Raw genomic sequence first — 24,965 nt, forward strand, 5'->3', positions numbered from 1 at the left:
TCAAACATAAGAACTCAAAATAAGATACACGCTCTTTCAATTCGGATAGCTGATGAAACCAGGTATGCATTTATGCAGTTCTAAGGAATTTCATTTATTTTGATACATCCTGATCGTTTGTGTTATTCTTTATAAAAGGGAATTTGTTAACTTCATCACAATACCAAAATCGAACAATGAAGTTACTGCTCTTACTCTCTATTTATTCCCACACGCAGCAGCATGACACTACTATTCTAAAGAACCTGGATAGTATTACTGTCAGCACCTACAAAAAGAACAGTGCGGGCACCAGCCTTCCGGATGTATCAGGCACGCTCATCTACGCTGGTAAGCATACCAATCAGTTACTCCTGGATGGCAGCAAAGGTAATCTTGCACAGAACCTCGCCCGCCAGTTATTCGCACAGATCCCCGGTTTAATAACATGGGAAATGGATGGTGCCGGTACACAGGTGAATATCGGTGTAAGAGGTACGGATGCACATCGCTCTATAGAAATGAACATGCGTCAGAATGGGTACAATACCAACAGTGATCTCTTTGGCTATCCTGAAAACCATTATTCATTGCCGCTACAGGCAGTGCAAACAATACAGCTGGTACGTGGTTCAGCAGCATTACAATTCGGTCCGCAATTCGGCGGGATGATGAACTATGTGTTGAAACAAGGTGACAGTACCCGCCCGTTTGTATTTGAAAGTGAACAGACCATAGGTGGTAATAACCTGTTTAATTCTTACAACGCAGCAGGAGGCACCAAAGGTAAACTCACCTACTACGCTTACTACGACTACAGACATGGCGATGGGTGGAGAGACAATGCCCGCTTTGATTACCACGCTTACCATGCTAATCTTCAATATAACTTCAATGATAAAGGTGGCCTGAGTTTTCAGTTCTCACGAATGGATTATGTACAGCAGATAGCAGGTGGATTGACAGATGCACAGTTTGCAGTAAGTGGAAAACAATCTTTCCGAAAGAGAAATTTCTTCCAACCTAAAATAAATATCCCTGCCCTTACATTCAAGTATAAATTCTCTGAAAATACAAAACTGGATATTACCTCCAATGCATTGTTCGGAGAAAGGAACAGTGTACAATTTATCAATGCGCCAAATGTAATGGATACCATCAATACCAGCTTAGGTACATACAATCCAAGGCAGGTAGACAGGGATTACTACACCAGTTTTGCTGCAGAAGCCCGCTTATTACATAGTTATCATATTGGATCAGTCAAAAGCACGCTGGCAACCGGGCTTCGCTTTTCCACCAGTAAAACCAAAAGAGAACAAAAAGGTACAGGTACCACCGGCAGTGACTTTGACCTGAGTCTCACAAAAGCCTATGGCATCGATCTGCATTTCAATACAAAGAACTATGCAGCCTTCGCAGAGAATATCTTCCAGCTGACAGATCGTTTTTCCATCACACCGGGTGTAAGATATGAAATCATCAATACCGATCTCACAGGTGTGATCAACAATGCCAGTAGTGCAGCCAACTATAAAGGCAACCGGCATTTCCCGCTGTTCGGCACAGGACTGGAATACAAGGTGAATAGCTTTAGCCAGTTGTATGGCAATGTATCACAGGCATACCGTCCTTATCTCTATGCCAGTGTTACACCTGCTGACAGACTGGATCAGATAGATCCCAGCCTGAAAGATACTAAAGGCTATGATGTGGATTTTGGTTACAGAGGGCATTTTAGTGATATGATCCGTTTTGATGTGAATGTATTCTATGTGTATTATGGTAACAGGATTGGCCTTCTCACCTTCAAAGGAGACGATGGGGCAAATCACTTATTAACTACCAATGTGGGTAACGCTGTAAATAAAGGAGTAGAAGCCTATGTAGAGCTTTCATTGTTCAGGGTTTTCCATGCGGCACGTAGCGCCAATGACCTGCGTATCTTCAATTCACTCGCCTGGCAGCATGGTCGTTACAATAGCACGACTATCAATAACGCAGGTGTGAATACGGATGTTAAAGGAAACATGATAGAGAATACACCTGACTGGATCAACAAGACAGGTATTACCTTCCAGCACAAAGGGCTCTCCACCGGTTTCTTATTTAGTTACAACAGCAGGAGTTACAATGATGCACTTAATACAGCACATAGTGCAGCCGGTGTAACAGGTGTAATCCCTGACTGGCATGTATTTGACTGGAGTTTTGACTGGCAGCTGACCAAAGGCTATCACTTCTCCGCGGGTGTGAATAACTTCACGAACGAAAAATATTTCAACCGCAGAATTACCATGTATCCGGGGCCGGGTATCTTACCAGCTGATGGCAGAACCTTTTATATTACAGCAGGGATAAAGATTTAAACTATTTAATTTAAAAAATTCCAGCCGGCTCACAACATTGAGATGTAAGAATTTCGCCTTCGGTGAAATTCTTACATCTCAATGTTGGCCCTTTTCCTCCTCCCTTCCAATATCCTGAAAAACGACCTCGTCCTGATCTCCTCCATCGTCAACCCTGTCGCCACCACCTCCTCCTCAGTAACCGCTCCACAATTAATCGCCTTCAAAAAGAAATTCAACAACCCCTGACCCGTAGCAGCATCATCAAAAATATCTTTCGTCAAAGTCGAAATAGCCGCTCTCTCCACAAATGTTTTCAACCTAAACAACGCCTCCTCATAATTACTCAAAAAGAAATGATAAGTCGCCGCATACCGCATAGGTAACTGTGCCGGGTTCAGGTCCCATCCCTGGTAAAACCCATTGATCAGCGAATGCATCGTATGATTATAACCCGTACGCCATGCCTGGTGTACATGTTCCCTATTCTCTTCCAGTTGTGCATAATTCAGGTAATCCCCTTTATGCAAAGCTACCGGTATCACATTCGTAGCCCCATCAGATAAAAATATCCCCGTACCACCCAATGCCACCTTCGTCATATGATGTGCAAAATCACAAACCGGATGTGCCATCGTCTGGTACTTCGCTGTAATACCACAGGAAGCAGTATAATCATACGTACCAAAATGTGCCGCAATACAACGTCCTTCACTCGCCCTGATAATACGCATCAGCGGATTACGTCCTTCATCATCCATAATGATCTGCGTCGCTTCTACCATCGTTTCCATTTTCAAAGTGCCCGGTTCCAGCTGATGAACTTTTTCCAGCACTTCAAAGAAACGCACTAAAGTACTGACCTGTTCAGGAATAGTCACCTTTGGCAGCATGACCACAAAGTTGGCCGGCAATTCGCCATTCGTATGTTGCAGTAAGGTCGTTAGAAACAGATCCAATGTACGCACACTTCGCTGTTTCAGATCTTCAGTAAATGGTTTGATCCGGATACCAATAAAAGGAGAGATCGTTGATGCGGCCATACCCTTTGCCAGTTCAATAGCCGCTGCAATGGCAGTCGCATCTTCTTCGTCATCAGGTCTGTTGCCAAAACCATCTTCAAAATCGATTCTAAAATCCTCAACAGGTTCGGTCTGTAATTTATAAATGATCTTATGATAAATGATTTCGGATGGTGTTGTACTTTCCCAACATAAGGCGGCTGCCAGTATATTGCTATCAGGCGCGTAGGTATGAAAATGTTGCAGGGCGATTTCCCCCATTCTGAAACAGGTATCTGCCTTGAACAGGTTCGCACCGCCATACACAGTATGTACTGGTTGCCGGTCAGGTTTATCGCCGGGGTAAGTTTTCTGAAAAGCGAGGTTTGCTATTTTTAAAGTACCCAGCAGGGCCAGTTTGTCCGAATCGGGGATGGAGAGTTGCATAGTTTGATCAGTTTAAGAACCACGGTAAGTGGAATAACCAAAGGGTGATAACAAAAGGGGCACATGATAGTGTTCATGGCTGTTGATATAAAAAGCAATTTCTACAAAAGGGAAAAAGGAAGTGGTAAAATTGCGCTCAAAATATTCCTGTGTATTGAAATGTAATTTATACAGTCCATGAGGTAGGAGGGAGGCCGCATCCAAAAGGTTGGTGACTCTGCCATCATTGTTAGTGATGCCGGCAGCTATTTGTTTCCACTCCTTGTCGTGCATTACAAATAACGTAACAGATACTTCCCGGGCGGGTATGCCGAGGGAAGTATCTAATATATGGGAAGTTAACTGGCTCATGAAAGTAATTTTTCAAGACGTAGTTGTGTGATCCTGCCTTGCTCTGCCATGGCGATCTTAATTTCTGCTGATGGGGTATTGTTTATCCTGGCATTGAGCAATGACAACATTTCCGAAGCAGATTTTCCGGTAGCACATACGATGAAAATATAGCCGAATCGTTCTGCATAGATTTGGTTACCGGTGGCTAAATCGGCTAATACATCTGTTGATGCATTAACTACACCAGCCTGTTCTTTATGCAAAGCCGGACGATCACCGATGCGGGGATGATGACTGAATGCCTCCAAACCATCGGCAGGCGTACATGCCAACCAATGCCTGCTGGCTGCTTCCAAAAGGGTAGCTTTATCCCTCATAGGAAAATCCGCTATCATCTTTTCCACCCATACATGTGATCCACAGCATTGCTGCAGGGTGGTATACAACTCAGATTGGGGTAGGTGATTGAGTACATCCAGTGTCATATGGCAGTTGGAAACCTGTTTACATTTTTGTAATAAATATACACTGCGGGTTCCTTGCCCATCGCCGTAAACCATTGCTGGCAGTACGGCGCCATCCAGATTGCATCTCCTTTTTTGACAGGATACCATTGGTGATCCAGCATATACACCCCTTGCCCCTGTAAGTATAGCAATCCATGTTCCATAATATGGGTTTCCACAAATGGCAGGTGCCCACCGGGGTCATAAGTAAAGATATTCACGGCCATATCAAAAGAAAGATCTTCCGGCAATAATACTTGTAGTCTTAGTGCAGGATCACCTAAAAAAGCAGGCCCGGGTATTTTGGCACTATCGCCAAACAGGATACCCGGTGTGCTATATCCATCCAATGGCTCGTACACCTTGTGGAAAGTAAGCAACTGCGCTCCGGTACTTGCTTGCACAATCTGGTACTCCTCTCCGGGAGGAAAGTAAATGTACTGACCAGCGAAGAGTACGGTGCCATTTGCAGTACAATGCCCTTCTATCACATAAAAGAAGATCTGTGAAGCAGCGGTTTTACCACTGACAATACTCTCCGGATTCAGGGTGATGAGTGTCTGACATAACCGTGCGCCCATCTGTTCATTGATGAGCACATGAATGGTACAATTCGTCCATCCGGGTACCACGCTATTTACATGTCCATCCGGGCATATCAATGCATGATTACGTTTTACGACCGAACGGGTGAGTGCTGAAATCTCCATATGTTTATCTGATAAGTTGTTGAATAAATGCGTGGGCGACCTGTAGGGCTGCTTCAATATCCTTCGGCTCCACATCTTCCAGCGGATGATGACTGATACCTTTGAAACAACGTACAAAGAGCATGCAAACAGGGGCTACGGAAGCTACAGCTACTGCATCATGACCTGCCCCACTGACTAGTTTTACTATTTCCATATGCGTGGATTGAATGGCGTGTTCCAGCAAACCAGATAGTTCGGCATCACAAGTGACGGGTAGTGTTTCCTGCACAATATTCCATTCAAAACTGATATTCCTTTTTCCACAGATCGTCCCGAGCATTTGCAATAATTCGGAATGCGATACTTTAATCATTTCAGGATCTGCACTTCTTACATCAAGACTACACACCACTTCTCCCGGAATTACATTAGAAGCGCCATGTACCACCTGCAAAGTACCAACCGTAGCTACCACCTTCTCTTTATGCTGCATGGCCCATTGTTCAATCATCACAATACACTCCGCTGCACAACAAAGGGCATCCTGCCGCATAGCCATCGGCACCGTACCTGCATGCCCCGCCATTCCTGTAAAAACCAGTTGACTACGTTGCTGACCCGCTATAGCAGTAACAATCGCCGCCGGAATATGTTTTTCATATAATACAGGTCCCTGTTCAATATGTATCTCAAAATACCCCAGCCACTGATCAGGAGGGAGCTGATCGTCGGCTAACTGATCCGGGCAACCTCCAATCAAACGAATGGCATCATCCAGTGTAATGCCGGCAGCATCCGTGATTTCCAGTTGCTGTGGGTCAAAAGCCCCTGTCAATACCTTACTGCCCAGGTAAGTGGTATGAAAACGTACGCCCTCTTCATCACAAAAAGCGACTACCTCAATATGAAAGGGTAGATCGGTTTCAATAGCACTCACTACATCGAGTGCCATCAGTACACCCAGTGGCCCATCCCATCTTCCTGCATTGGCCACCGTATCAAAGTGCGAAGCAAATACCAGTGTACGTGCTTCCGGATCTTTAGATACTAACCGGCCCCGTACATTGCCAATATTGTCGATGCGTGTGGATAACCCTGCTTCCTGCATCCATCCCATTATCACCTGGCTGGCTTTAATAAAAGCAATAGAACCAAAGGTGCGGGTCAGGCAGCTACTATCTTCACTGATAGCTGCTAATTCCTCTATGCGTGCAAGTATGGTGGCTGTACTCATGATCGAAAGATGTTTTCCCCCTGTGGTGCAGCTGTATATACACCTTCGTCATATACTTTTACACCTTTGAGGTAGGTTTGGAGCACTACACCATCCAGCGTTTCGTGTGCATAAGGCGTAATAGGGTGTTTATGTTGTAAGTTTTCAGGAATGACTGTAAAAGACTGATCCGGGTTCCAGATGACCAGATCCGCATCATATCCTTTCGCTATTTTCCCCTTGTAATGTTGGGTACCTGCCAGCACAGCAGGAGCGGTACATAGCCATTGCGCTAACTGTGTCAGTGAAACATTCCTTTTTTTAGCAGCCGTCCACAAAGCAGGCAAAGCCAGTTGTAAAGACGAGATGCCACCCCATGACTGCAAATAATCACCTTGTTTCAGATCGGACGGACTAGGAGAGTGGTCAGTTGCCACCATGTCAATAATGCCCGATTTCAGGGCGAGCCAGAGCAGTTCGTTGTTTTCCCGCTCTCTTATCGGCGGCGCACATTTAAACGCCATATTGCCATCCGGAATATCTTCTGCGTTGAAGTATAAATAGTGTTGTGCGGTTTCAACTGTCAACGGCAATCCTTCCGCCTTTGCTTTTATAATCTGTGGCAATGCGGAGGCAGCGGAGAGATGTACGATATGCACCCTGCAATTGAACTCCTCACATAAGCGAATCATCATTGCAATCGCATTTTCTTCCCATGCAGCAGGGCGGGAGGCCAGATAGGCTGAATAAGTACCCACTATCGATGATGGTACCGGTGTGGATAACTCACAATGTACTAACAACGGCAACCCATGTTTTGCAATTACCGGCATTGCCTTTCTCAGATCCTCGGCTGTCACATTGGGAAAATCGTCAATACCCGAATGGGTTAAAAATGCTTTGAACCCTAATACGCCGTGTTCAATCAATGGTTCCAGCTCATTCACATTCCCGGGTACGACCCCTCCCCAATAACCACAATTGGTAAATAGGTTCGCCGCCCTGATCTTCTCTTCCAGTGCCGCCACTGTCGTCGTGACCGGGTGTGCATTCAATGGCATATCTACTAAAGTCGTAATGCCACTGGCCAGTGCAGCCCGGGTGGCCGTAGTAAACCCTTCCCAGTCGGTTCGGCCGGGTTCATTGATATGTACATGCGGATCCGTGATGCCAGGCATCAATACATAATCCTGAATATCTATTATTTTTTTAACAGCATCGCCGGGTATAACAGTTGCAACATCTGCAATCAATCCATCTTTAATCAGTACCACGGCCGGTTGAATACCTTCTGGAGTAATAATGCGACTCCCTTTTATCGCCAGGTCAAACATAAATGAGATCTTATTTAAAAATAGGCATTTAATTTTTTAAATTAGAGAAGTAAATGTTAACCATCATGATCAAACTAGGCGAAAATTCATACGGCAAAAACGCCGTTCAATTATCCAAAATCATCCGTCACGCAGATTACCATGAATTCAGACAAATTACTGTCAGTGTATCTCTGAAAGGCGATTTTGAAACCGCCCATACACTTGGTGACAACACGAAGATCCTGCCAACGGACACACAAAAGAACACAGTGTATGCACTTGCCAAAGAGCATTTCACTACCAGCATCGAAGCTTTTGCCCTCCATCTGGCAGAACATTTTGTGCATACCCAGCAACAGGTATCTACTGCTACCGTCGAAATCGCAGAGGCAGCGTGGTCAAGGCTTACGCCTCATGCTTACATCAGTGGCGGCAGTGAAAAACATACGACTAAAATCGTCTATAATGCTGCTTCGACAACTATTACCAGTGGCATCACTGACCTGCTTATTCTCAAAACCACCGATTCTGGGTTTGAGCATTTTATCAAAGATCCGTACACCACATTAAAGGCAACCAGCGACCGCATTTTCGCTACCCAATGTGAAGCGAGCTGGATATACAAAGGGCAGCTAAAGGATTATGCTGTTATTTTTGATAATATCCGCGCTACCTTGCTGGGTACCTTTGCCGGCCATAATAGTCTGTCTGTACAGCAAACCCTGTATGCCATGGGAGAAGCTGTGCTGGAAGCTTATCCTGAAGTACAGGAGATCACCCTGAAAATGCCTAATAAACACCATATTCTCTTTAATTTAGAGCAGTTTGGTATGAGCAATCAGAATGAAGTTTTTATAGCTACAGATGAACCTTATGGGTATATTGTAGGCACTGTCATCCGGGAGTAGCAGGCATCTGGCTATATCATATGCTCTCTTATCCGGGAGTAGGTGTATTCCTCTCCCTGATTATTTCCGCTGCAATACTAACCGCAATCTCTTCCGGGGTCTGACTCTTAATCTGCATACCCACAGGAGCGTGAATCCTTTGCAATACCTGAGAAGAGATTCCTTCCGCTTTATATCCTTCAAACAACTGTGTGATCTTAGCCTGACTCCCCAACATCCCTAAATACCTGAACTGTTTGTGGAGCAAAGCCCTGATCACCACATCATCACTGCGGTACCCCATGGTCATGACCACTACATAATTATGCTGTCCTTCAGGTATCATTCCCTTCAGTTGACTGTAATCTTCTACGATCACCTTCTCATGCGCACATTCATTCTGCAAAAACGTATTCAGCCCAGGCCTGTTATCATACACGTGGATATAAAAATCCAGCATAAACATGATTTTCGAAAAAGCTAAAGAACAATGTCCGCCCCCAACCAGGTATAAATGATCTCTATAGCCCAGTTGTTCTGTATAGACCCAGTTATCAGGTGAATGCATCATAAATTCCGAACTACCCGGCCCTTCCCTGAACTGTAATCCCGCAGGCGATAAATGCAGTAACCCATTTTTATACTGAGAAAGACAGTGAATAATCTGTTGAATCACAGCAGCTTCTTTGTTAGTAACACGATACAATAAGATTGTCTGTTCCCCGGAACAGATCATACCACTCTGATCTCCCGGACTACTTTTATCATGCACCTGTCTACGTACCGCTGCCACTTCTTCTCCCTGCATTAACTGCTCTCTGGCCATCTCTACAAATTTGTGCTCCATAATCCCCCCTCCGATAGACCCCACCAGATTCCCCACAGCATTCACTGCCATGAAAAATCCTTGTCTGCCGGGACTACTCCCGTCACTCTGCAATACATACAGCAGCATGACGGGAATATGTTGCCGCAGACTCTCACTGATCAATTCCCAGATGACTAACTTTTTCTTCATGGGCAGGAACGGGTTGTTTCGAATACAATGCCATCAATACTTTTTCAGGTGTCATGGGTGCTACAAACGGAATCAGGGCCTTCGGATGGAAAGCCAATATCGCATCCCTTAGCGCAAACCATGCACCTATGCCATACATCAGTGGCGGCTCTCCCACAGCTTTTGATCTGAAGATGGCCAGATTATCATTATCAGTATGTAAATGGTCAATGAGAATATCTTTTGGTACCGCATAGATGTCGGGCACTTTGTAAGTGGACAGTGCATTCGATACCAGTTTTCCATGTTGGTTATAGATCACTTCTTCCAGCGTCATCCAGCCTATTCCCTGTACAATACCTCCTTCAATTTGTCCCCTGTCGATATCAGGGTTCATGCTTAGACCAAAATCGTGCACGACTTTCACGCTGTCGGTTTCATAGGTGCCGCGCAAACAATCGATGGTGACTTCAATAATAGCTGTACCGTATACATGATAGGCAAAAGGATGTCCTTTGCCTGTTTCATTATTATAATGAATAGTGGGAGTGGCATAATGACCATGTTCAGAGAGGGATACTCTTTGCTCAAAAGCAGTATTCACAAGGCGGAGCCAGTTCCATTCCGTAGGCGTACCATTCAATAATACAATTTCATTTTGAATAGTCAGCTGCCCGGGAGTGACTTTTAAATCCGCTGCTGCTAATGCCAATAATCTTTCTAACAATGCATTGCAGGCTATCCAGGTCGCTTTGCCATTCAGGTCCGCTGTAGCACTGGCCGCAGAAGGAGAGGTGTTCGCAATAGTATAAGTACTGGTCACATTGATCTTCACTCTCTCATAAGCAATGCCCAACGTCTGTGCGGCCACCTGCAATATTTTTGTATTCACACCCTGTCCCATCTCCACAGCACCGGTACTGATCCCTACACTCCCATCACTATATATATGTACCAGTGAGCGTGCATTATTCATCAGGGTATTTGTAAATGAGATACCAAAACAGATCGGCATCAGCGCTATGCCTTTTTTAACTAATAAATGTGCTTCATTAAAGGTATTGATAGCAGCACGTACATTCTCCAGCTCATACAATGCGACGGCTTTATCCCAGCAGGCGATGGCTTCGCTTTCCGCTAACTGTCCATAGGGAAATGGATCGCCTGTCTGAATTAAATTCGCTCTTTGAATCAGGGCTTTATCAATCTGCAAACCTGCAGCAGCAGCAGCTATCGCCGCTTCAATCACATACATGCCCTGTGGGCCTCCAAAACCCCGGAATGCTGTATTGGGGGGCAAATGTGTTTTACAACTATACGCGGTCGCAGTTACATTTGGTATATAATACGCGTTGGTACAATGAAATAAAGTTCTTTGCAGCACAGCGGGAGAAAGGTCTGCACTGGCGCCGGCATTCTGGAAAAAAGTCACCTCATACGCCAGTATTTTTAACCGGCTATCCAACCCAATTTTAAAATCAGCCATATAAGGATGACGCTTTCCTGTCATGGCCATATCTTCCATTCTATGCAATGAATATTTCACAGGTTTATTCAGCAGATGTGCTGCCAGTGCGCACAACGCTGCCCAGGTATTCGCCTGATCCTCTTTCCCGCCAAACCCTCCGCCAAGGCGGGATACGACTACCTCTAACCGGTGCATGGGAATACCCAATACCCGGGTAATGGTTCTTTGTACCGCAGTAGGTCCCTGGGTAGAAGAATATACTTTCAATGATCCATGTTCCTGCGGGATAGCGTATGCACCCTGCGTTTCAATATAAAGATGTTCCTGTCCGTTGATGTCAATAGCACCTTCAAAGATATGTGTGCACTGTGACCATGCACTATTCGTATCTCCCTGTATCACTGATTTTGGTGGCATGATCAGTTCTCCTTTTGCCTGTGCCACTCTTGGATTCGTGATCACTTCCAATGGATCGATAATGGCCTGAATTTTCTTTACTGCCGCTCTTGCAGCATCTCTGCTTTTTGCTACTACCAGTGCCAGCGGCATCCCTGCAAAATGAATATGATGATCGGCAAACAGGGGTTCATCCTGAATAATTCCACCGATCTGGTTTTCCCCGGGAATATCGCTTGCAGTGAAAATGCGTACCACCCCCGGTATCTGTAATGCCTCGGCAATTTCCAGCCGGCGCAGTATACCATGTGCCACAGGAGAGCCATAGGCCGCGGCAAAGAGCGTGCCCTGTAGTAGTGGCAAATCATCCAGGTACACCGAGGTACCTGTGACGTGGGTATCGGAGTCTATGTTTTTCATCGGATCAGGATGGCTGTTTCCAGTTGTGGAAACAGGGTAATAAAATGAGCCTTGAACAATTGTGCCAGTAATAATCGTTTGTAATCTTCCGTGCCTCTGGCATCAGAGATGGGGGTGACTTCCGTTTGCAACAGAAAGCTGGCTTCCCTGATCAGTGATTCAGTCAATAATTTGCCTGTCATGAACCGGGCAGTTTCCTTCAGCAGTTGTGGTACAGGTCCGACCCCACCTGCAGAAATGCGGATGTCGTCAATGATATCGTATTGCATGGTGATGCTGATAGCAGTATTCACGCTGGCAATATCGAGGTGGGTGCGCTTGCTCACTTTTTCAAAGTTGAACAAAGTATGTTGGCAAGGCAGATTGAACCAGATACGGGTGATGTATTCATCACCTGATTTGTTCAGTTGTTTATAGCCTTTGAATAAATGTCTGAGGGGGAGTTCTCTTTCTTTTCGTCCGTCGCTAAGTACGAGGGTGGCATCCAGTGCCAGGAAAAAAATAGAGAAATCGCCAATGGGGGAGGCGTTGATAAAATTACCAGCGATAGTGGCCATGTTCCGGATCTGGGTAGAGCTCACCTTTTTCAGGTAATTATTTAAATAAGGAAAGTAAGCCTGTAATAAGGGGGATGCTAACAGGTCCGAGACGGTGGTAGCGGCGCCCAGTATGCATTTGTTTCCTTCCTGCCGGATGCCTTTCAGTGCAGGTTGATCATACAGGAATCGCAGCGCTTTTTTTCCAAGGGCGTCGTGTTGTTGTACATACAGGTCGGTCCCTCCGCCAATAGGCTGCGCTTTTACATCATCGGCAGATTCCAGTGTGCTATGGAGTGTGCGTAACCGGGCTGGAATTTGTACAAAATAATCAGGCAATATCTGTGCACCGGCAGCGTATTGTGCCGGCGTCGTACCATTCCGGGGTTGTAATATTTCTGCTACCCTGGCGGCAGCTCTTTCTATGGATTTATAACCGGTGCAGCGACAGATGTTTCCATCTATGGCGGCAATGGCATTTGTCAATGTCGGTGCCTGATGGCTGAGGCAAAATCCCGTGAGGGACATGACAAAACCCGGTGTGCAGAAGCCACATTGGGTAGCGGCACATTCCTGCATGGCATATTGGACTGCGGTGAGTGAGCCTGGCAGGTTAATCCCCTCAATGGTCACCACGTGTTTACCTCTTACATTACCCAGCGGGGTTAGGCAGGAGGTAAAGGAACGGTAATGCATGGCCCCGTTTTGTAATTCCCCTATTAAAACGGTGCATGCTCCGCAGTCGCCCTCATTGCAGCCGATCTTTGTACCGGGCAGATGCTGATGGTACCGGATAAAATCCAGCAACAGCATACCTGGGGGAAGAGCGGTACCAATGTCGTCATTATTTAGAATGAAGCGTAGCAATGTGGAAATGGGTTTATTGGAAGATAATAAAAAAATGCCAGAAAAGCAATTCCCCCGATTAGCCATTACTGCCAGATAGCTTCCTCTTTCCAATTTTCAGTAAATCCCATATGTACATAGTCAATATCCGGATTACTATTGATAAGCTGTAGAAGATTAGATTTGAATTTCGAGCTAAATCATCTTCAGGTAGGATGTTTAGACCTTTCTGTTGAAGCAGCTCAATTTGCTCTTCAATAGAAAGAGGTGGTGTAGTAAACAAATTCATAAATGTGATGAAATTTGCCGGCCTGTATTTTTTGGAGTCAAAATAGGCTGGCTACAACGTGGTCTTAAAATAAAATAGCCTGCCAAATTTGCCCTTGCAAGCAGAGGGGTGGCAGACTGTGTTACTACAAATCTAATGATATTTTTATTAGATAAAAAACTTTTTATAAGACATTTTATTGGAATTCCAGTCTTTTTCGACAGCTCTATATCAGGCCTTCGACGCTTCTTCGTCACTAAAAGGTCACCTCAATATCCCCTAGATAATGAAGTGACCTTTTAATGCCCTTTTGGTAACGAAGTAATACCGGAATCATACCGAACTTATACCGGAGTTATACCCGAGTTATACTGAACTTGTAGTATACTTGACCTATGAAACCACTTACCTTCTTCTTAGCATCACTCCTCTACCTCTCCCCCGGATTCTCCCAGAAAATCCTCGCCTTCTACACTGCCAAAGAAGACGCCGCCCACATCAGCTTTGTCCACGAAGCCAACAAATGGTTCCCCACCGCCCTCGCCCAATACCACTGGACCTACGACTCCACCAACGACTGGAGCAAGTGCAACCCTGATACCCTGGCCAGATACAACGTCATTCTCTTCCTGGACACCCGTCCGGAAGCTCCTGCTCAAAGAGCAGCCTTTCAAAAATATATGGAACAGGGCGGCGCCTGGATGGGATTTCACTTTTCCGCCTTCGCCCTCACCCCTTCGGCATACAACCAGGATTGGGATTGGTTTCACAACACCTTCCTGGGCTCCGGATCTTATGGTAGCAATACCTGGCGACCGACTTCCGCCGTATTAAGAGTAGAAAACAAACAACATAAAATCGTTCATGACCTGCCGGATACCTTCCGGTCAGCACCAAATGAATGGTATCGGTGGTCCAACGACCTCCGGAAGAATAAGGATATTACCATCTTATTGTCCATCGATCCTGCCAGTTTCCCCCTTGGTACCGGACCTAAACCCAGTGAAATCTGGCATGGTGGCTATTACCCGGTAGCATGGACCAATAAACGGTATAAAATGGTCTATGTAAACATGGGGCATAATGACATTGACTATGAGCATGGTACTAATAAGGAATTATCTTATACATTCTCAAACCCTTACCAGAACAGGTTTATACTCAACTCTCTATTTTACTTAATAAATTCAAGTAGAATATTACCCTAATGCTGACAATATTTTGCTTAATATTTACAATATTTCCTGACAGAATCAGGTTAACTTTGACCTTGGAATGCTTATGAGTGATTCGCGTGTAAATACGCAAATGTTTGCTTCTGATGATGCCTTTGACCTGGTCTATCCACAAGGGATTCAACAATTGTCAAAGAGGCACTGGACTCCGCTTCAGATCGCTACGGCGTCTGCAGCGTTCCTGGCTGAAAAGCCGGGTTCCAGAATCCTGGATATAGGTAGTGGAGTTGGTAAATTCTGCCTGATAGGGGCATGTTTTCACCCAAAATCTTATTTTTACGGAATCGAACAACGAAAAGAGCTGTACCTGTACGCCAGAACTGCAAAGGAAGTATTGAAGGTGGACAATGCCGATTTTATTTTAGGTAACTTCACCCGTTTTAACGCAGACCAGTACGATGGTTTTTACTTTTACAATTCATTTTTTGAACATCTGAGTCCAGAAGATGGTATCGACCAGCAGATCAACTATTCAACAAGTCTTTACGATTATTATACCCTCTATATGCAGGATATAATGGATCAAAGGGTTTCGGGCACCCGACTAGTCACCTATTATAGTATGGGCGATGAAGTTCCGGATAGTTATCAGCTAGTAGACGCTTCGGATGATATGCTTCTGAAAATGTGGATAAAACGTTAACGGAAAAATTGATTAATGACATGAAAACAGCAGAATTAGCGTCGAAGATAATCGTCCAACTAAAAAATGCAAAAGACGACGGCGCAGTTGAAGCTTTATTAGATGTTTCTCTAAAAGAAATGGAAGCAAGCAAAATTTCCATCAGACAACTGGAAGAGAAACTGGAAGAAGTGTCACCTCTGGAAGTAGATAGTGTTCAATGGATGAACCTGCGCTACACGCGTATCTATCTTCGAAAGCAGGAGGAACTACAAGAAATTTAATAAGGAAGGCCCCGGCAGAAGTCGGGGCCTTTTTATTACTAGTGATTTATAGTGAGAATTACTTGTTCAAAATTTAACGGTCATGTCTGCCATGGTCTCCACCACGTCCACCACCATTTCCTCCATTTCCTTCATGACCACGTCCGTCACCGTTCCAACCTGGACCATTTCCTTCATGACCACGTCCGTCACCGTTCCAACCTGGACCACCGCCTTCATGACCGCGTCCGCCACCGTTCCAACCTGGACCACCGCCTTCATGACCGCGTCCGCCACCGTTCCAACCGGGACCACCACCTTCATGACCACGTCCGCCATAATATCCGCCACCTCCATGAGGTTGTGCAGCGAAGTAACGTGGATTACGTGAATCTCTGATGATCGTCTGACGGCCCCATGCTCCTCTATATCCTGCATATCTGTTCCTGTAAATACCAGGGTTCAGGTAAGGACGGGGATCATTTACCACTACTTTATAACCGCGATAAAGGTCATAATGAAAGCGTGGAGGCAAAGCCGGTGCAAACACCCATCTGCTTCCTTCCAGGTATATAAACTGGCGTTCAGGTACGTAATAATATGCGTCGATATCTGGCATATAGTAATATTCAGCATAATCATAACCCTCAGGTCCCCACGCTGGCTGGCTACCAATATTCACGTTCACATTAAACCTAACCTGTGCGTCTGCCTTATAACCGTATATTGAACCAATGGCTACTAAACAGGTAATAAGAACTATCTTTTTCATAACAAGTTGTTTTATACTTATCAATAGCCAAATAGAATGCCAAACTTTAACAATCTGCTGAAACCCTTATCTGGTAAGGGATGTGGGTGTGATGCCGGACTGCTTTTTAAAGGAACTGCTACATGGCTGAGGGTGATTTCTGAACAAGTGAATTGATTATCAGAGAGGATGATTTTATCCTACTACAAACGTGTTATATGGTACCCGATTGTTAAAGGTATGGGTAAATCCTTAGTCCAATTATATATACATGACCGTTATACATTGTCCGGGTCATCGCTGTTAATGGAAAGATAATATCTTCTTTGGAGATATGACCCGGATGGGTTTGTCGAAAAATTCCTATATTCAACACCGGAATTGTAACAATACCACGTTTATAAGACCCAATAGATCACCCCATTTTTAAACCTTGTAAATCCCCTAATGAGATATCTTTCCTACTTTTTTTATATCGGTTGGCACTGGGGCATCAGCATGGCATTTTTTATCATCTGGTATGAGATTCGCGGCGAAAAGCAGTTCGGTGTAAAGACAATCGGCACAGATGACCTGGTAAAACATTTACCGGCAGCAGAGCTGGAGCATGCATCTATGTATGAACCCGTGAACTATTACACAGGTAGCTGGTTATTTGATCATGTAGAAAAACATGAGCTGGATACTGCATTCCTGGATGTAGGTTGTGGTAAAGGGAGAGTGCTGGCCATCGCTGCTGCATATGGATTCAAACAGATCACCGGCATCGATTTTTCTCCGAAGTTATATAGTGATGCACTTGAAACCGCTACCTCCCTGGAGACCAGGTATGCCGGTTGTAAAGTTGATATTATATGTGCAGACGCCAGAAAATATGATATTCCCGACCAGGTAGGTGTGATCTTCCTTTTCAATCCATTTGACGAGGTGATCATGGATGATTTTATCAGCCAGGTCATGGAGAGCCTGATCCGGAACCCCCGGCCGCTAAAGATCTTATACGCCAACCCCCAATGTAAACAACTTTGGTTGGATGCAGGTTTTAAAGAGCTGGATGCGTTTGAGAAACTGAAATATCTGAGAGGATCAGTATTGACATTTTAACCCAGGTTAAAATTATTGTGCTGAGAAAGATTCAATTTTACATCAACAAACAAATACACAAAAAACCTAAAAACCAGATATTATGAAAAGAACAGCAAATGCACATTGGAATGGTAATTTAAAAGAAGGTCAGGGCAATATCTCTACCCAGAGCACCGTGTTGACCAACACACAGTATTCTTTTAACGCCCGTTTTGCTGATGGAGTAGGTACTAACCCCGAAGAACTGCTGGGTGCTTCCCATGCAGGTTGTTTTACCATGGCACTGAGTGCAGCTCTCACACAGGCTGGTTTTACAGCTGGTGACCTGGATACAAAAGCAACTGTAGAACTGGATCCTTCTATTCCTGGTATTACAGGAATTACACTGGACCTGGTTGCTGCCGTGATTCCAGGAGTAAGCGAAGAGCAGTTTAATGCGATTGCGAAAGGAGCAAAGGAGAATTGCCCGATTTCAAAAGCGCTGGCAGCTACGCCAATCACTTTGAATGTGACTTATAAATAATAAAATTTGCCTGCCGCAGGCAATCCGTGGTATGTAAAAAAACGCTTTTGCCGGAGGCAAAAGCGTTTTTTTATAGGATTTAATTCTTTGCAGGAGTTATCTCATCTGCCTCAGGCGTCGGATTCAACACATATTCCTTTTTCTTCGGATCGTAAATGATGTACAGATACCCACCCCTCTTTCCAACATCATTCCACACAGTAATATCCTTGTTCCCATCATTGTTAATATCATCTACGATCGCATTGCCATAAATAATGGTCCACACATTTCCACTGGCAGTTTTTACTTTTTCAAAGTCAATTTCCTGGGTCACCTTGTTGGTCACTTTATCCACAATCTTCAGCTTCCGCATAATCGCTTGTTTGCCAATGACTTTCTTGCTATATACCCCTACCAGGTATTTATCTTTCAGACTGGCACTCTGTATAATATCGATGGGAGCGATCTTCGAAGTAGCCACTGTATCAATCAGTTCACCGATCTTTTCCAGTTCTAGTACCTCAGGTGTCATGTTGTTTTTCAAAGACATCCAGGTACCTTTCATTTTAGTCCCGTAAAAAAGGAAGTCCATCATCGCATTCGGCTGGTTATTGATGGTCTCTTTCAAAACCATGTGGGTACGTTCGTTGAGTATACCATTGAGCGCAATAGGTTCGTTGAGGTTATCATACATATACACCCCTTTCACTGTAATGGCTTCCGGATCATCTCCATACCCGCGCAACAACTGCACAGAGAGATGAATGGGTCGGTCTCCGATCTTCCCTTTGAAATTATAGCAAACATACCAGCCTGCATGACTGGTGCCGGCAAATAGCAGGCATAGAAGCAGGGATAGGATAGATTTTTTCATAGGTATTGGTCATTTGGAATAGGACAAAGATACCCTAACTTATTGAGATTTTTCATATATGATGGTAATTCCGGAGATACTTATTACATTTACGTAACTAGTTACGTAAATTATGTCAACAATGGAATTCTTCAAAGAAGCAGGCAAAATGGCACTTGGCAGCCGACTCCGGCTACTCACTGAAAAGATCACTGAGGACGCAGGACAGATTTACAGCCTCTATGGTATCGACATGCAACCGAAGTGGTTTCCGGTTTTCTACGTGCTCTCAAAAGGTGAAGGCAAAACCATCACCGCTATCGCCAAAGAGATAGGTCATACCCACCCATCCGTAAGTAAGATCACCACCGAAATGGCAAAAGCCGGTTACCTCCTTGAGAAAAAGGATAAAACCGATGGCCGCCGGAATGTGGTGCAGTTATCTAAAAAAGGAAAAGATACCGCCCTTCAGATTGCGGATCAATATAAAGATGTAGAACAGGCCATCGACGAGATCTCTTCCCAGACAAGAAATGACCTTTGGACAGCGATTGAAGAATGGGAATACCTGTTGGAAGAAAAAAGTCTGCTGCGCCGTGTAATGGAAACCAGGAAACTAAGAGAAGGCAATGCCATTCGTATCGTGGAATACACGTCTGAATATCAAAAGGCTTTTCGCGATCTGAATGAAGAATGGATCACCACATATTTCAAAATGGAAGAGGCAGATTATAAAGCCTTAGATCATCCCAATGAATACATCCTTGATAGTGGAGGATATATTTTAGTGGCTTTAGATGGAGAGACACCTGTAGGGGTATGTGCACTCATCAAAATGGCAGATCCTGTGTATGAATATGAACTCGCTAAAATGGCTGTGTCTCCAAAAGCACAAGGCAAAAGCGTGGGCTATAAACTAGGTAATGCGATTGTAGAGAAAGCACGATCATTGGGTGCTAAAAACCTCTACCTCGAAAGCAATACGATCCTCAAACCAGCTATTGGATTATACCAGAAATTAGGATTTAAAAAAGTAGCCGGACGTGCTACGCCTTATGAAAGATGTAATATTCAAATGGAGTTGATCTTATAAAAAATGCGGGTTATACAACCCGCATTTTTTATTTAGTTATTGATTAATTTCATGGCACCATGCAGGTATCTTTCTCCTAAATTCGGATACTTAATCACCAGCGCCATACATATCTGCCGTGTCCCAGAAATTGATGCCCAGTTCTAATGCTCTGTGCAGGGTGGCAATGCTTTCAGTATCATTATGCAAAGCTCATACCCATGCAGCCCAATCCTGTAGCGGAGAGCTTTTCGACGGTATTGCCAAGGGTTCTGTACTTCATATCGTGCGTGTTTTTTGTAGATACAAAGGTAGGAGCCGCATGGCAGGCGGCTATTAAGGAATTCAAACGGAAACTTACAATTTTCAAACAAATACTGCTGCGTTACGGATTTCGCCCGGTGCTACGCCGGCATGCTTGCGCATTGCATCCTTTCCTGTAGTAAACAGATAGGTGACGTATCGTACCCGGCAATTGTCGGAATTGCCCATAATTGGAATAAATGACTTAACTTAAATTCGTAGTATAAAAATCAAACACCATGAGCACGATCACCATCAAAACCACGGTTAATGCACCTGTAGACAAGGTGTGGAAAATCTGGAGTAATCCCGAACACATTGTTAAATGGAGCACAGCTTCTGAAGACTGGCACACTCCCAAGGCAACAAATGACCTGCGTCCGGGAGGTCGGTTTTCTTCAAGGATGGAAGCGAAAGATGGCAGTATGGGCTTTGATTTTTGGGGTACCTACGATGTGGTAAAGCCGCACGAGAAAATCGGCTATACCCTCGGCGATGGCCGCAAAGTAGATATCTATTTCCACAGTCATGGAGACTCAACTGATATTAACGAGACTTTCGAACCTGAAAATCAAAACCCCGAAGAAATGCAAAGAGCGGGATGGCAGGCGATTCTTGATAATTTTAAGAAGTACACTGAGTCCATCTAAGCGAATTAAAAAGGGGGTGTATCAAATGTATGATACACCCCCTTTAATTCGGATACCTGATGGAGCCAGATTCCATTTTTTGTGATTCTCAGGTGTTTCATTTATTTATGATCCACCCCTTTTTCAAATCATTATTTTTGATATAAATCCTTTTTGATATTATAGACGAATTGCCATCTTAGTGAAAGTTGAAAAGCTGAACCACCCACCAGTGAACCGATGATTGCCCCACCTAACACGTCAGAAGGGAAATGTTTACCGACGTACACCTGTGCATAACAAATTGCTGCTGCCCATATCCACAACCAGTTCCATTTTTTATCTAAGTAATGTCTGATTGCAAAGAACCAATAAGTTGCCAATGCAAAGTGATTGGCAGCGTGATTGGATGGGAAGGAGTATTGGCCGCCACAATCCACCAGGCTTCTTACCATACCGTTCAGTTCCGGATCATAGCAGGGGCGTAGTCTGCCTATGAATGGTTTAACAAACTGTGCACACATTGCATCTGTAAATGCAAAGGCCACCAGGGTCATAACGATAAACAACACTGCATTGTGTTTCAGCTTACGGATGCTAAACCATAACATAAACGCATAGAGGGGAATCCATGTGAGTGGTTCTCTTATGGCTATCATGATGGGATCCAGAAATTTAACATCTGTATCATGATTAATAAGCATAAAAAGGACCTTGTCCAGTTCCCTGAACGAATGTAATATGTCCATAAATAAAGTCGTTTACACTGAATTTCAATTGGCAATGCCGGGCTTGACAATGTAGGTCTTGTCACTGGCGGCAGCTTCTATCAATCGTTTTTTTAAGTTGTAGGTATCCTATTCAATCTATTCAGACTGTAAGTTAATTATTTATTCAAATGTCCACTTTTTGTTCATAATCATTTAATATTAGCGACGAGGGTCGAAAGTTTGTCGATATACCGTTTTTGCATAGCTGTGTTCGCTTTTCGGGTCATATCGCAGGAATCTGAGTGCTGGTCGCGACAATTCCGGCATATGCCTATAAGCCTGCCTGATTTATCGGATTCAGTTGTAGTATTGACCCCGCAGGCTACCTGTACGCGAACGAACATAGACCTTTATGAAGTGTACGATACTATCGTATTTTTTATTGATTGCCTTTCCCATTTCTCTTGTTGCCCAGACTATGGTGTCAGGAACAGTGACCGACGCCGGCACCCATGCTCCCCTGCAGATGGTGAGTATTGTGATTGCTGGCAAAACAATCGGTACACATTCTGACGAAAAAGGTCATTTTACGTTGACGGCTAACGAACCATTTACACAGATCTCCGTTTATGCAATGGGATACAAAACGGTGAAATTTGCCGTAGTACCCGACAAGCAGCAGGTGATCAACGTAAAGCTGGTGCAGGATACCTATGGTCTCAATGAAGTTGTGGTCAAATCGGGGAAAAGGCAGAAATATTCGAATAAGAATAATCCTGCTGTCGACCTGATCAGGGAAGTGATTGCACATAAATCAAAGAACCGTCCGGAAAATTATGACTATGTAGAGTATCATAAATATGAAAGGATGTTACTCTCACTCAGTCATCTGACAGATACCTTTCGTAACCGGCGTCTCTTTAAAAATTACCAGTTCCTTTTTACAGAGCAGGATTCCAATGCCATTGGTGGAAGGTTGATGCTGCCTGTGTATATGGAAGAAAAGATGTCTGACAATTATTATCGTCGCAATCCTTATACCAAAAAGCAGATTATCCGTGCCAGCAAACAGGTGAAGTACGATGAAAATCTGATTGATAATAAAGGCTGGTCTTCCACACTCAATTTCTTTTACCAGGATATAGATATTTACCAGAATAATATCATGGTGATGACGAACCAGTTATTGAGTCCTGTGGCGGGTGGTGCACCAGGGTTTTATAAATATTTCATCACAGATACGGTAGATAATCAGGTGGTACTGGATTTCAGTCCCCGGAGTAAAACAGACCTGCTCTTTGAAGGGCGGTTGTATATCAGGCTGGATAGTACATATGCCATATCGCGGGCAGAACTGACGGTGGATAAGCGTATCAACCTGAACTTTGTACGGCGTATGGAAGCCAACCTTACTTTTGATGAGCGAAACCAGTTGAAAGAAAGTACGCTGAAGATAGATTTTGGTCTTAGCAAAGAGAAAGGGAAAGGGATGTATGGAGAGCGTATTGTGCAGATAGATAGCTTCTTCCTGGATAAAAAAAGACCTGCTGCAGATTATGCAGGACCTGCGGTAGAAACGCTTGCAGATGCGGAGAAAAAGGATACCGGTTACTGGACCTCGAATCGTCCTTTTGCATTGTCAGGACCAGCGTCGGGGGTATACAAAAATATGGATAGCCTGCAGCATACGCCTTCTTTTAAGAGAGCGGTGAACTGGGCTACATTTTTATTGATTGGGTTTAAAAACTTCGGGCCTTTTGAAATAGGACCGGTGAATACTTTCTACAGTTTTAATTCGGTGGAAGGTTTCCGGCCACGCTTTGGGGGCAGAACGACGGAGCAACTGAGCAAGCGGATTTACTTTGAAGGGTATGTGGCGTATGGGGTAAAAGATGAACGCTTTAAGTATTTCGCGAGTGCCACTTATTCATTGAACAATAAATCAATTTATACTTTCCCTCAACATTATATCCGGGCCAGTTTTCAACACGATACCAAGATTCCGGGGCAGGAACTGCAATTTGTGCAGGAGAACAACGTGTTGTTATCATTCAAGCGCGGTACCAGCAATCAGATGCTGTACAATGATTTTTTCAAGGTAGAGTACATGCGTGAGTTACAGAATCATTTCTCTTATTCCTTTGGATTTAAATACTGGGACCAGCATCCGGCAGGAGGATTGTCTTTCCAGAAACTGGTGAATGAAGAGGCGGTCAATGTAGCAGGTGTGAAGACCAGCGAAGTGAATATGACATTGCGTTATGCACCACATGAACAGTTTTACCAGAGTAAATTATACCGTACACCGATTACAGATAAGTATCCTGTATTTACATTGCGGTACAACCAGGGTATTAAAGGATTGCTGAATAGTGAATACAATTACCAGCATGTAGGATTGAATATATCAAAGCGGTTTTATTTGTCGCAGCTGGGGTATACGGATGTGAGTGCAGAAGGTTCATATTTGTTTGGACAGGTACCGTTTCCATTGCTGGATATTCACAGGGCGAACCAGACGTATTCCTTTCAGTTGCAGTCTTACAACCTGATGAACTTTTTGGAGTTTGTGAGCGATCATTATGCAGGTGTGAATATAGATCATCACTTCAATGGATTTTTCTTTAACAAGGTGCCATTGTTACGCAGGTTGAAATGGAGAGAAGTGGTGAATGCGAAGTTCCTGTGGGGTGGGTTGAGGAGTGAGAATGCAGGAAAACTGATGTTGTTCCCTTCCGGCACCTATTCGTTGAGTAACGGGCCTTATATTGAGGGAAGTGTGGGTGTTGGCAATATCTTTAAGATCATCAGGGTGGATGTGGTGAAGCGGTTCACTTACCTGGATCATCCGGATGTGCCATCATGGGGAATAAGGGCGATGTTGAAGTTTGATTTTTAAGCGATAAGTAGTATATTATATTAGTTATCGCGCTATGAACGAAAGAATGTTTAAATTCCTGTTAGCAGACGACGACAGGGAAGATCAGGAAATATTGATGGAGTTACAACCTATGACTTCGGCTGCTTTGTAACCTTTGATCTTTTCGGCGCCTTTATTCCAGTTAATGATACACCCATCTGTGTCGAGGAGGAGGATGGCATAGTCTTCCATTTCTTCCACCATTTTGTGGTATCGCTCCTCATTGCGAAGGAGGGTTGCGTTTTTTTGTTCAGCAAGCTGTAGCAGGCGCTCGTACGAAGCGGAGTCATCTGGTAGTGGTCTTGTGTCCATTGGAATAATGTATGTATCGTCCGAAACAAATATAAGATAATAGGAAATAGT

26 protein-coding genes are annotated in these 24,965 nt (G+C 44.2%); 10 read left to right on the plus strand and 16 right to left on the minus strand.

Annotated elements, in window-relative coordinates:
- Positions 1-176 precede the first annotated feature (176 nt).
- Entirely contained in the window at positions 177-2,348 is a 2,172-nt protein-coding gene (locus BW716_RS24065) for a TonB-dependent receptor (RefSeq protein ID WP_083726835.1), read from the plus strand.
- A gap of 71 nt (positions 2,349-2,419) precedes the next feature.
- Here the strand turns inward: BW716_RS24065 and BW716_RS24070 are convergent, their stop codons facing one another.
- From BW716_RS24070 to allB, 6 genes are read right to left on the minus strand one after another with little or no spacing between them, the layout of a single operon-like run.
- On the minus strand, positions 2,420-3,775 hold the full coding sequence (locus BW716_RS24070; RefSeq protein WP_083726837.1) for a phosphoenolpyruvate kinase: 1,356 nt from the start codon (positions 3,773-3,775) through the stop codon (positions 2,420-2,422).
- A 12-nt stretch (positions 3,776-3,787) separates the two neighbouring features.
- On the minus strand, positions 3,788-4,126 hold the full coding sequence (gene uraH, locus BW716_RS24075; RefSeq protein WP_083726839.1) for a hydroxyisourate hydrolase: 339 nt from the start codon (positions 4,124-4,126) through the stop codon (positions 3,788-3,790).
- Positions 4,123-4,593 carry a 2-oxo-4-hydroxy-4-carboxy-5-ureidoimidazoline decarboxylase gene (gene uraD / locus BW716_RS24080; RefSeq protein WP_083726841.1) on the minus strand — a complete coding sequence of 157 codons (471 nt, stop codon included), beginning with the start codon at positions 4,591-4,593 and terminating at the stop codon, positions 4,123-4,125. Before uraD ends, uraH begins: the two co-directional genes overlap by 4 nt.
- Entirely contained in the window at positions 4,590-5,324 is a 735-nt protein-coding gene (gene allE / locus BW716_RS24085; protein WP_083726843.1) for a (S)-ureidoglycine aminohydrolase, read from the minus strand. Before allE ends, uraD begins: the two co-directional genes overlap by 4 nt.
- A 4-nt stretch (positions 5,325-5,328) precedes the next feature.
- Positions 5,329-6,540: an allantoate amidohydrolase gene (locus BW716_RS24090; protein ID WP_083726845.1), complete on the minus strand. Its 1,212-nt coding sequence runs from the start codon at positions 6,538-6,540 to the stop codon at positions 5,329-5,331.
- Positions 6,537-7,853: an allantoinase AllB gene (gene allB / locus BW716_RS24095; protein WP_083726847.1), complete on the minus strand. Its 1,317-nt coding sequence runs from the start codon at positions 7,851-7,853 to the stop codon at positions 6,537-6,539. Before allB ends, BW716_RS24090 begins: the two co-directional genes overlap by 4 nt.
- 65 nt (positions 7,854-7,918) lie before the next feature.
- On the opposite strand from allB, the gene pucL reads away from it, so the two are divergent.
- Positions 7,919-8,743 (plus strand): factor-independent urate hydroxylase, encoded by an 825-nt coding sequence (pucL, locus tag BW716_RS24100; protein ID WP_235643936.1) that lies wholly within the window; start codon positions 7,919-7,921, stop codon positions 8,741-8,743.
- 28 nt (positions 8,744-8,771) lie between these two features.
- Here pucL and BW716_RS24105 read toward each other — a convergent pair whose 3' ends face one another.
- From BW716_RS24105 to BW716_RS24115, 3 genes are read right to left on the minus strand one after another with little or no spacing between them, the layout of a single operon-like run.
- Positions 8,772-9,740 (minus strand): XdhC family protein, encoded by a 969-nt coding sequence (locus BW716_RS24105; protein WP_083726849.1) that lies wholly within the window; start codon positions 9,738-9,740, stop codon positions 8,772-8,774.
- Positions 9,703-12,003 (minus strand): molybdopterin cofactor-binding domain-containing protein, encoded by a 2,301-nt coding sequence (locus tag BW716_RS24110; RefSeq protein WP_083726851.1) that lies wholly within the window; start codon positions 12,001-12,003, stop codon positions 9,703-9,705. The genes BW716_RS24105 and BW716_RS24110 overlap by 38 nt, the downstream gene beginning before the upstream one ends.
- Positions 12,000-13,406, minus strand: a complete 1,407-nt coding sequence (locus tag BW716_RS24115) for an FAD binding domain-containing protein (protein ID WP_179091249.1) — start codon at positions 13,404-13,406, stop codon at positions 12,000-12,002. Before BW716_RS24115 ends, BW716_RS24110 begins: the two co-directional genes overlap by 4 nt.
- 642 nt (positions 13,407-14,048) lie before the next feature.
- On the opposite strand from BW716_RS24115, the gene BW716_RS24125 reads away from it, so the two are divergent.
- The 3 genes from BW716_RS24125 (at position 14,049) to BW716_RS24135 (ending at position 15,794) form a co-directional block, all read left to right on the plus strand.
- Positions 14,049-14,861 (plus strand): ThuA domain-containing protein, encoded by an 813-nt coding sequence (locus BW716_RS24125; protein WP_083726857.1) that lies wholly within the window; start codon positions 14,049-14,051, stop codon positions 14,859-14,861.
- Positions 14,862-14,934: 73 nt separating this feature from the next.
- Positions 14,935-15,531, plus strand: a complete 597-nt coding sequence (locus BW716_RS24130) for a class I SAM-dependent methyltransferase (RefSeq protein WP_083726859.1) — start codon at positions 14,935-14,937, stop codon at positions 15,529-15,531.
- A gap of 20 nt (positions 15,532-15,551) precedes the next feature.
- Positions 15,552-15,794, plus strand: coding sequence for a hypothetical protein (locus BW716_RS24135; RefSeq protein ID WP_083726861.1), 243 nt, complete (start codon positions 15,552-15,554; stop codon positions 15,792-15,794).
- A gap of 73 nt (positions 15,795-15,867) precedes the next feature.
- On the opposite strand, the gene BW716_RS24140 is transcribed toward BW716_RS24135, so the two are convergent.
- The gene (locus BW716_RS24140; RefSeq protein ID WP_083726863.1) at positions 15,868-16,545 is read right to left on the minus strand and encodes a hypothetical protein; all 678 of its coding nucleotides are present in this window, start codon (positions 16,543-16,545) and stop codon (positions 15,868-15,870) included.
- Positions 16,546-16,971: 426 nt separating this feature from the next.
- Here BW716_RS24140 and BW716_RS24145 point away from each other — a divergent pair, with 426 nt between their 5' ends.
- On the plus strand, positions 16,972-17,628 hold the full coding sequence (locus BW716_RS24145; protein WP_083726865.1) for a class I SAM-dependent methyltransferase: 657 nt from the start codon (positions 16,972-16,974) through the stop codon (positions 17,626-17,628).
- Positions 17,629-17,710: 82 nt separating this feature from the next.
- Positions 17,711-18,133: an OsmC family protein gene (locus BW716_RS24150; protein ID WP_083726867.1), complete on the plus strand. Its 423-nt coding sequence runs from the start codon at positions 17,711-17,713 to the stop codon at positions 18,131-18,133.
- Positions 18,134-18,212: 79 nt separating this feature from the next.
- Here the strand turns inward: BW716_RS24150 and BW716_RS24155 are convergent, their stop codons facing one another.
- Complete coding sequence (locus tag BW716_RS24155; protein ID WP_083726869.1) at positions 18,213-18,989, minus strand: hypothetical protein; 777 nt, start codon at positions 18,987-18,989, stop codon at positions 18,213-18,215.
- A 121-nt stretch (positions 18,990-19,110) separates the two neighbouring features.
- On the opposite strand from BW716_RS24155, the gene BW716_RS24160 reads away from it, so the two are divergent.
- A complete protein-coding gene (locus BW716_RS24160; RefSeq protein ID WP_083726871.1) occupies positions 19,111-20,061 on the plus strand; it encodes a bifunctional helix-turn-helix transcriptional regulator/GNAT family N-acetyltransferase in 951 nt (316 codons plus the stop codon).
- Positions 20,062-20,151: 90 nt separating this feature from the next.
- Here the strand turns inward: BW716_RS24160 and BW716_RS39050 are convergent, their stop codons facing one another.
- From BW716_RS39050 to BW716_RS38485, 3 genes are read right to left on the minus strand one after another with little or no spacing between them, the layout of a single operon-like run.
- The gene (locus tag BW716_RS39050; RefSeq protein WP_368677825.1) at positions 20,152-20,250 is read right to left on the minus strand and encodes an aldo/keto reductase; all 99 of its coding nucleotides are present in this window, start codon (positions 20,248-20,250) and stop codon (positions 20,152-20,154) included.
- Positions 20,243-20,389 carry a hypothetical protein gene (locus tag BW716_RS38100; protein ID WP_235643937.1) on the minus strand — a complete coding sequence of 49 codons (147 nt, stop codon included), beginning with the start codon at positions 20,387-20,389 and terminating at the stop codon, positions 20,243-20,245. The genes BW716_RS39050 and BW716_RS38100 overlap by 8 nt, the downstream gene beginning before the upstream one ends.
- Before the next feature lie 17 nt (positions 20,390-20,406).
- Complete coding sequence (locus tag BW716_RS38485; protein ID WP_255373896.1) at positions 20,407-20,532, minus strand: hypothetical protein; 126 nt, start codon at positions 20,530-20,532, stop codon at positions 20,407-20,409.
- Between the two features lie 50 nt (positions 20,533-20,582).
- Here BW716_RS38485 and BW716_RS24165 point away from each other — a divergent pair, with 50 nt between their 5' ends.
- The gene (locus BW716_RS24165) at positions 20,583-20,993 is read left to right on the plus strand and encodes an SRPBCC family protein (protein WP_083726873.1); all 411 of its coding nucleotides are present in this window, start codon (positions 20,583-20,585) and stop codon (positions 20,991-20,993) included.
- Positions 20,994-21,124: 131 nt separating this feature from the next.
- Here BW716_RS24165 and BW716_RS24170 read toward each other — a convergent pair whose 3' ends face one another.
- A complete protein-coding gene (locus BW716_RS24170; RefSeq protein WP_083726875.1) occupies positions 21,125-21,721 on the minus strand; it encodes a phosphatase PAP2 family protein in 597 nt (198 codons plus the stop codon).
- A gap of 373 nt (positions 21,722-22,094) precedes the next feature.
- Here BW716_RS24170 and BW716_RS24175 point away from each other — a divergent pair, with 373 nt between their 5' ends.
- A complete protein-coding gene (locus tag BW716_RS24175) occupies positions 22,095-24,581 on the plus strand; it encodes a DUF5686 and carboxypeptidase-like regulatory domain-containing protein (RefSeq protein WP_083726877.1) in 2,487 nt (828 codons plus the stop codon).
- Between the two features lie 84 nt (positions 24,582-24,665).
- Here BW716_RS24175 and BW716_RS24180 read toward each other — a convergent pair whose 3' ends face one another.
- Positions 24,666-24,914, minus strand: a complete 249-nt coding sequence (locus BW716_RS24180) for a PAS domain S-box protein (RefSeq protein WP_083726879.1) — start codon at positions 24,912-24,914, stop codon at positions 24,666-24,668.
- Between the last annotated feature and the right edge of the window lie 51 nt (positions 24,915-24,965).

The organism is [Flexibacter] sp. ATCC 35208 (assembly GCF_001975825.1).
In the GTDB taxonomy this organism is placed as follows: domain Bacteria; phylum Bacteroidota; class Bacteroidia; order Chitinophagales; family Chitinophagaceae; genus Chitinophaga.

What these genes read in the sequence shown, in the direction of transcription:
- BW716_RS24065 (WP_083726835.1), top strand. Translation starts at nt 177, where the DNA reads ATGAAGTTACTGCTCTTACTCTCTATTTATTCCCACACGCAGCAGCAT.
- BW716_RS24070 (WP_083726837.1), bottom strand. Translation starts at nt 3,775, where the DNA reads ATGCAACTCTCCATCCCCGATTCGGACAAACTGGCCCTGCTGGGTACT.
- uraH (WP_083726839.1), bottom strand. Translation starts at nt 4,126, where the DNA reads ATGAGCCAGTTAACTTCCCATATATTAGATACTTCCCTCGGCATACCC.
- uraD (WP_083726841.1), bottom strand. Translation starts at nt 4,593, where the DNA reads ATGACACTGGATGTACTCAATCACCTACCCCAATCTGAGTTGTATACC.
- allE (WP_083726843.1), bottom strand. Translation starts at nt 5,324, where the DNA reads ATGGAGATTTCAGCACTCACCCGTTCGGTCGTAAAACGTAATCATGCA.
- BW716_RS24090 (WP_083726845.1), bottom strand. Translation starts at nt 6,540, where the DNA reads ATGAGTACAGCCACCATACTTGCACGCATAGAGGAATTAGCAGCTATC.
- allB (WP_083726847.1), bottom strand. Translation starts at nt 7,853, where the DNA reads ATGTTTGACCTGGCGATAAAAGGGAGTCGCATTATTACTCCAGAAGGT.
- pucL (WP_235643936.1), top strand. Translation starts at nt 7,919, where the DNA reads ATGATCAAACTAGGCGAAAATTCATACGGCAAAAACGCCGTTCAATTA.
- BW716_RS24105 (WP_083726849.1), bottom strand. Translation starts at nt 9,740, where the DNA reads ATGAAGAAAAAGTTAGTCATCTGGGAATTGATCAGTGAGAGTCTGCGG.
- BW716_RS24110 (WP_083726851.1), bottom strand. Translation starts at nt 12,003, where the DNA reads ATGAAAAACATAGACTCCGATACCCACGTCACAGGTACCTCGGTGTAC.
- BW716_RS24125 (WP_083726857.1), top strand. Translation starts at nt 14,049, where the DNA reads ATGAAACCACTTACCTTCTTCTTAGCATCACTCCTCTACCTCTCCCCC.
- BW716_RS24130 (WP_083726859.1), top strand. Translation starts at nt 14,935, where the DNA reads ATGAGTGATTCGCGTGTAAATACGCAAATGTTTGCTTCTGATGATGCC.
- BW716_RS24135 (WP_083726861.1), top strand. Translation starts at nt 15,552, where the DNA reads ATGAAAACAGCAGAATTAGCGTCGAAGATAATCGTCCAACTAAAAAAT.
- BW716_RS24140 (WP_083726863.1), bottom strand. Translation starts at nt 16,545, where the DNA reads ATGAAAAAGATAGTTCTTATTACCTGTTTAGTAGCCATTGGTTCAATA.
- BW716_RS24145 (WP_083726865.1), top strand. Translation starts at nt 16,972, where the DNA reads ATGAGATATCTTTCCTACTTTTTTTATATCGGTTGGCACTGGGGCATC.
- BW716_RS24150 (WP_083726867.1), top strand. Translation starts at nt 17,711, where the DNA reads ATGAAAAGAACAGCAAATGCACATTGGAATGGTAATTTAAAAGAAGGT.
- BW716_RS24155 (WP_083726869.1), bottom strand. Translation starts at nt 18,989, where the DNA reads ATGAAAAAATCTATCCTATCCCTGCTTCTATGCCTGCTATTTGCCGGC.
- BW716_RS24160 (WP_083726871.1), top strand. Translation starts at nt 19,111, where the DNA reads ATGGAATTCTTCAAAGAAGCAGGCAAAATGGCACTTGGCAGCCGACTC.
- BW716_RS38485 (WP_255373896.1), bottom strand. Translation starts at nt 20,532, where the DNA reads ATGGGCAATTCCGACAATTGCCGGGTACGATACGTCACCTATCTGTTT.
- BW716_RS24165 (WP_083726873.1), top strand. Translation starts at nt 20,583, where the DNA reads ATGAGCACGATCACCATCAAAACCACGGTTAATGCACCTGTAGACAAG.
- BW716_RS24170 (WP_083726875.1), bottom strand. Translation starts at nt 21,721, where the DNA reads ATGGACATATTACATTCGTTCAGGGAACTGGACAAGGTCCTTTTTATG.
- BW716_RS24175 (WP_083726877.1), top strand. Translation starts at nt 22,095, where the DNA reads ATGAAGTGTACGATACTATCGTATTTTTTATTGATTGCCTTTCCCATT.
- BW716_RS24180 (WP_083726879.1), bottom strand. Translation starts at nt 24,914, where the DNA reads ATGGACACAAGACCACTACCAGATGACTCCGCTTCGTACGAGCGCCTG.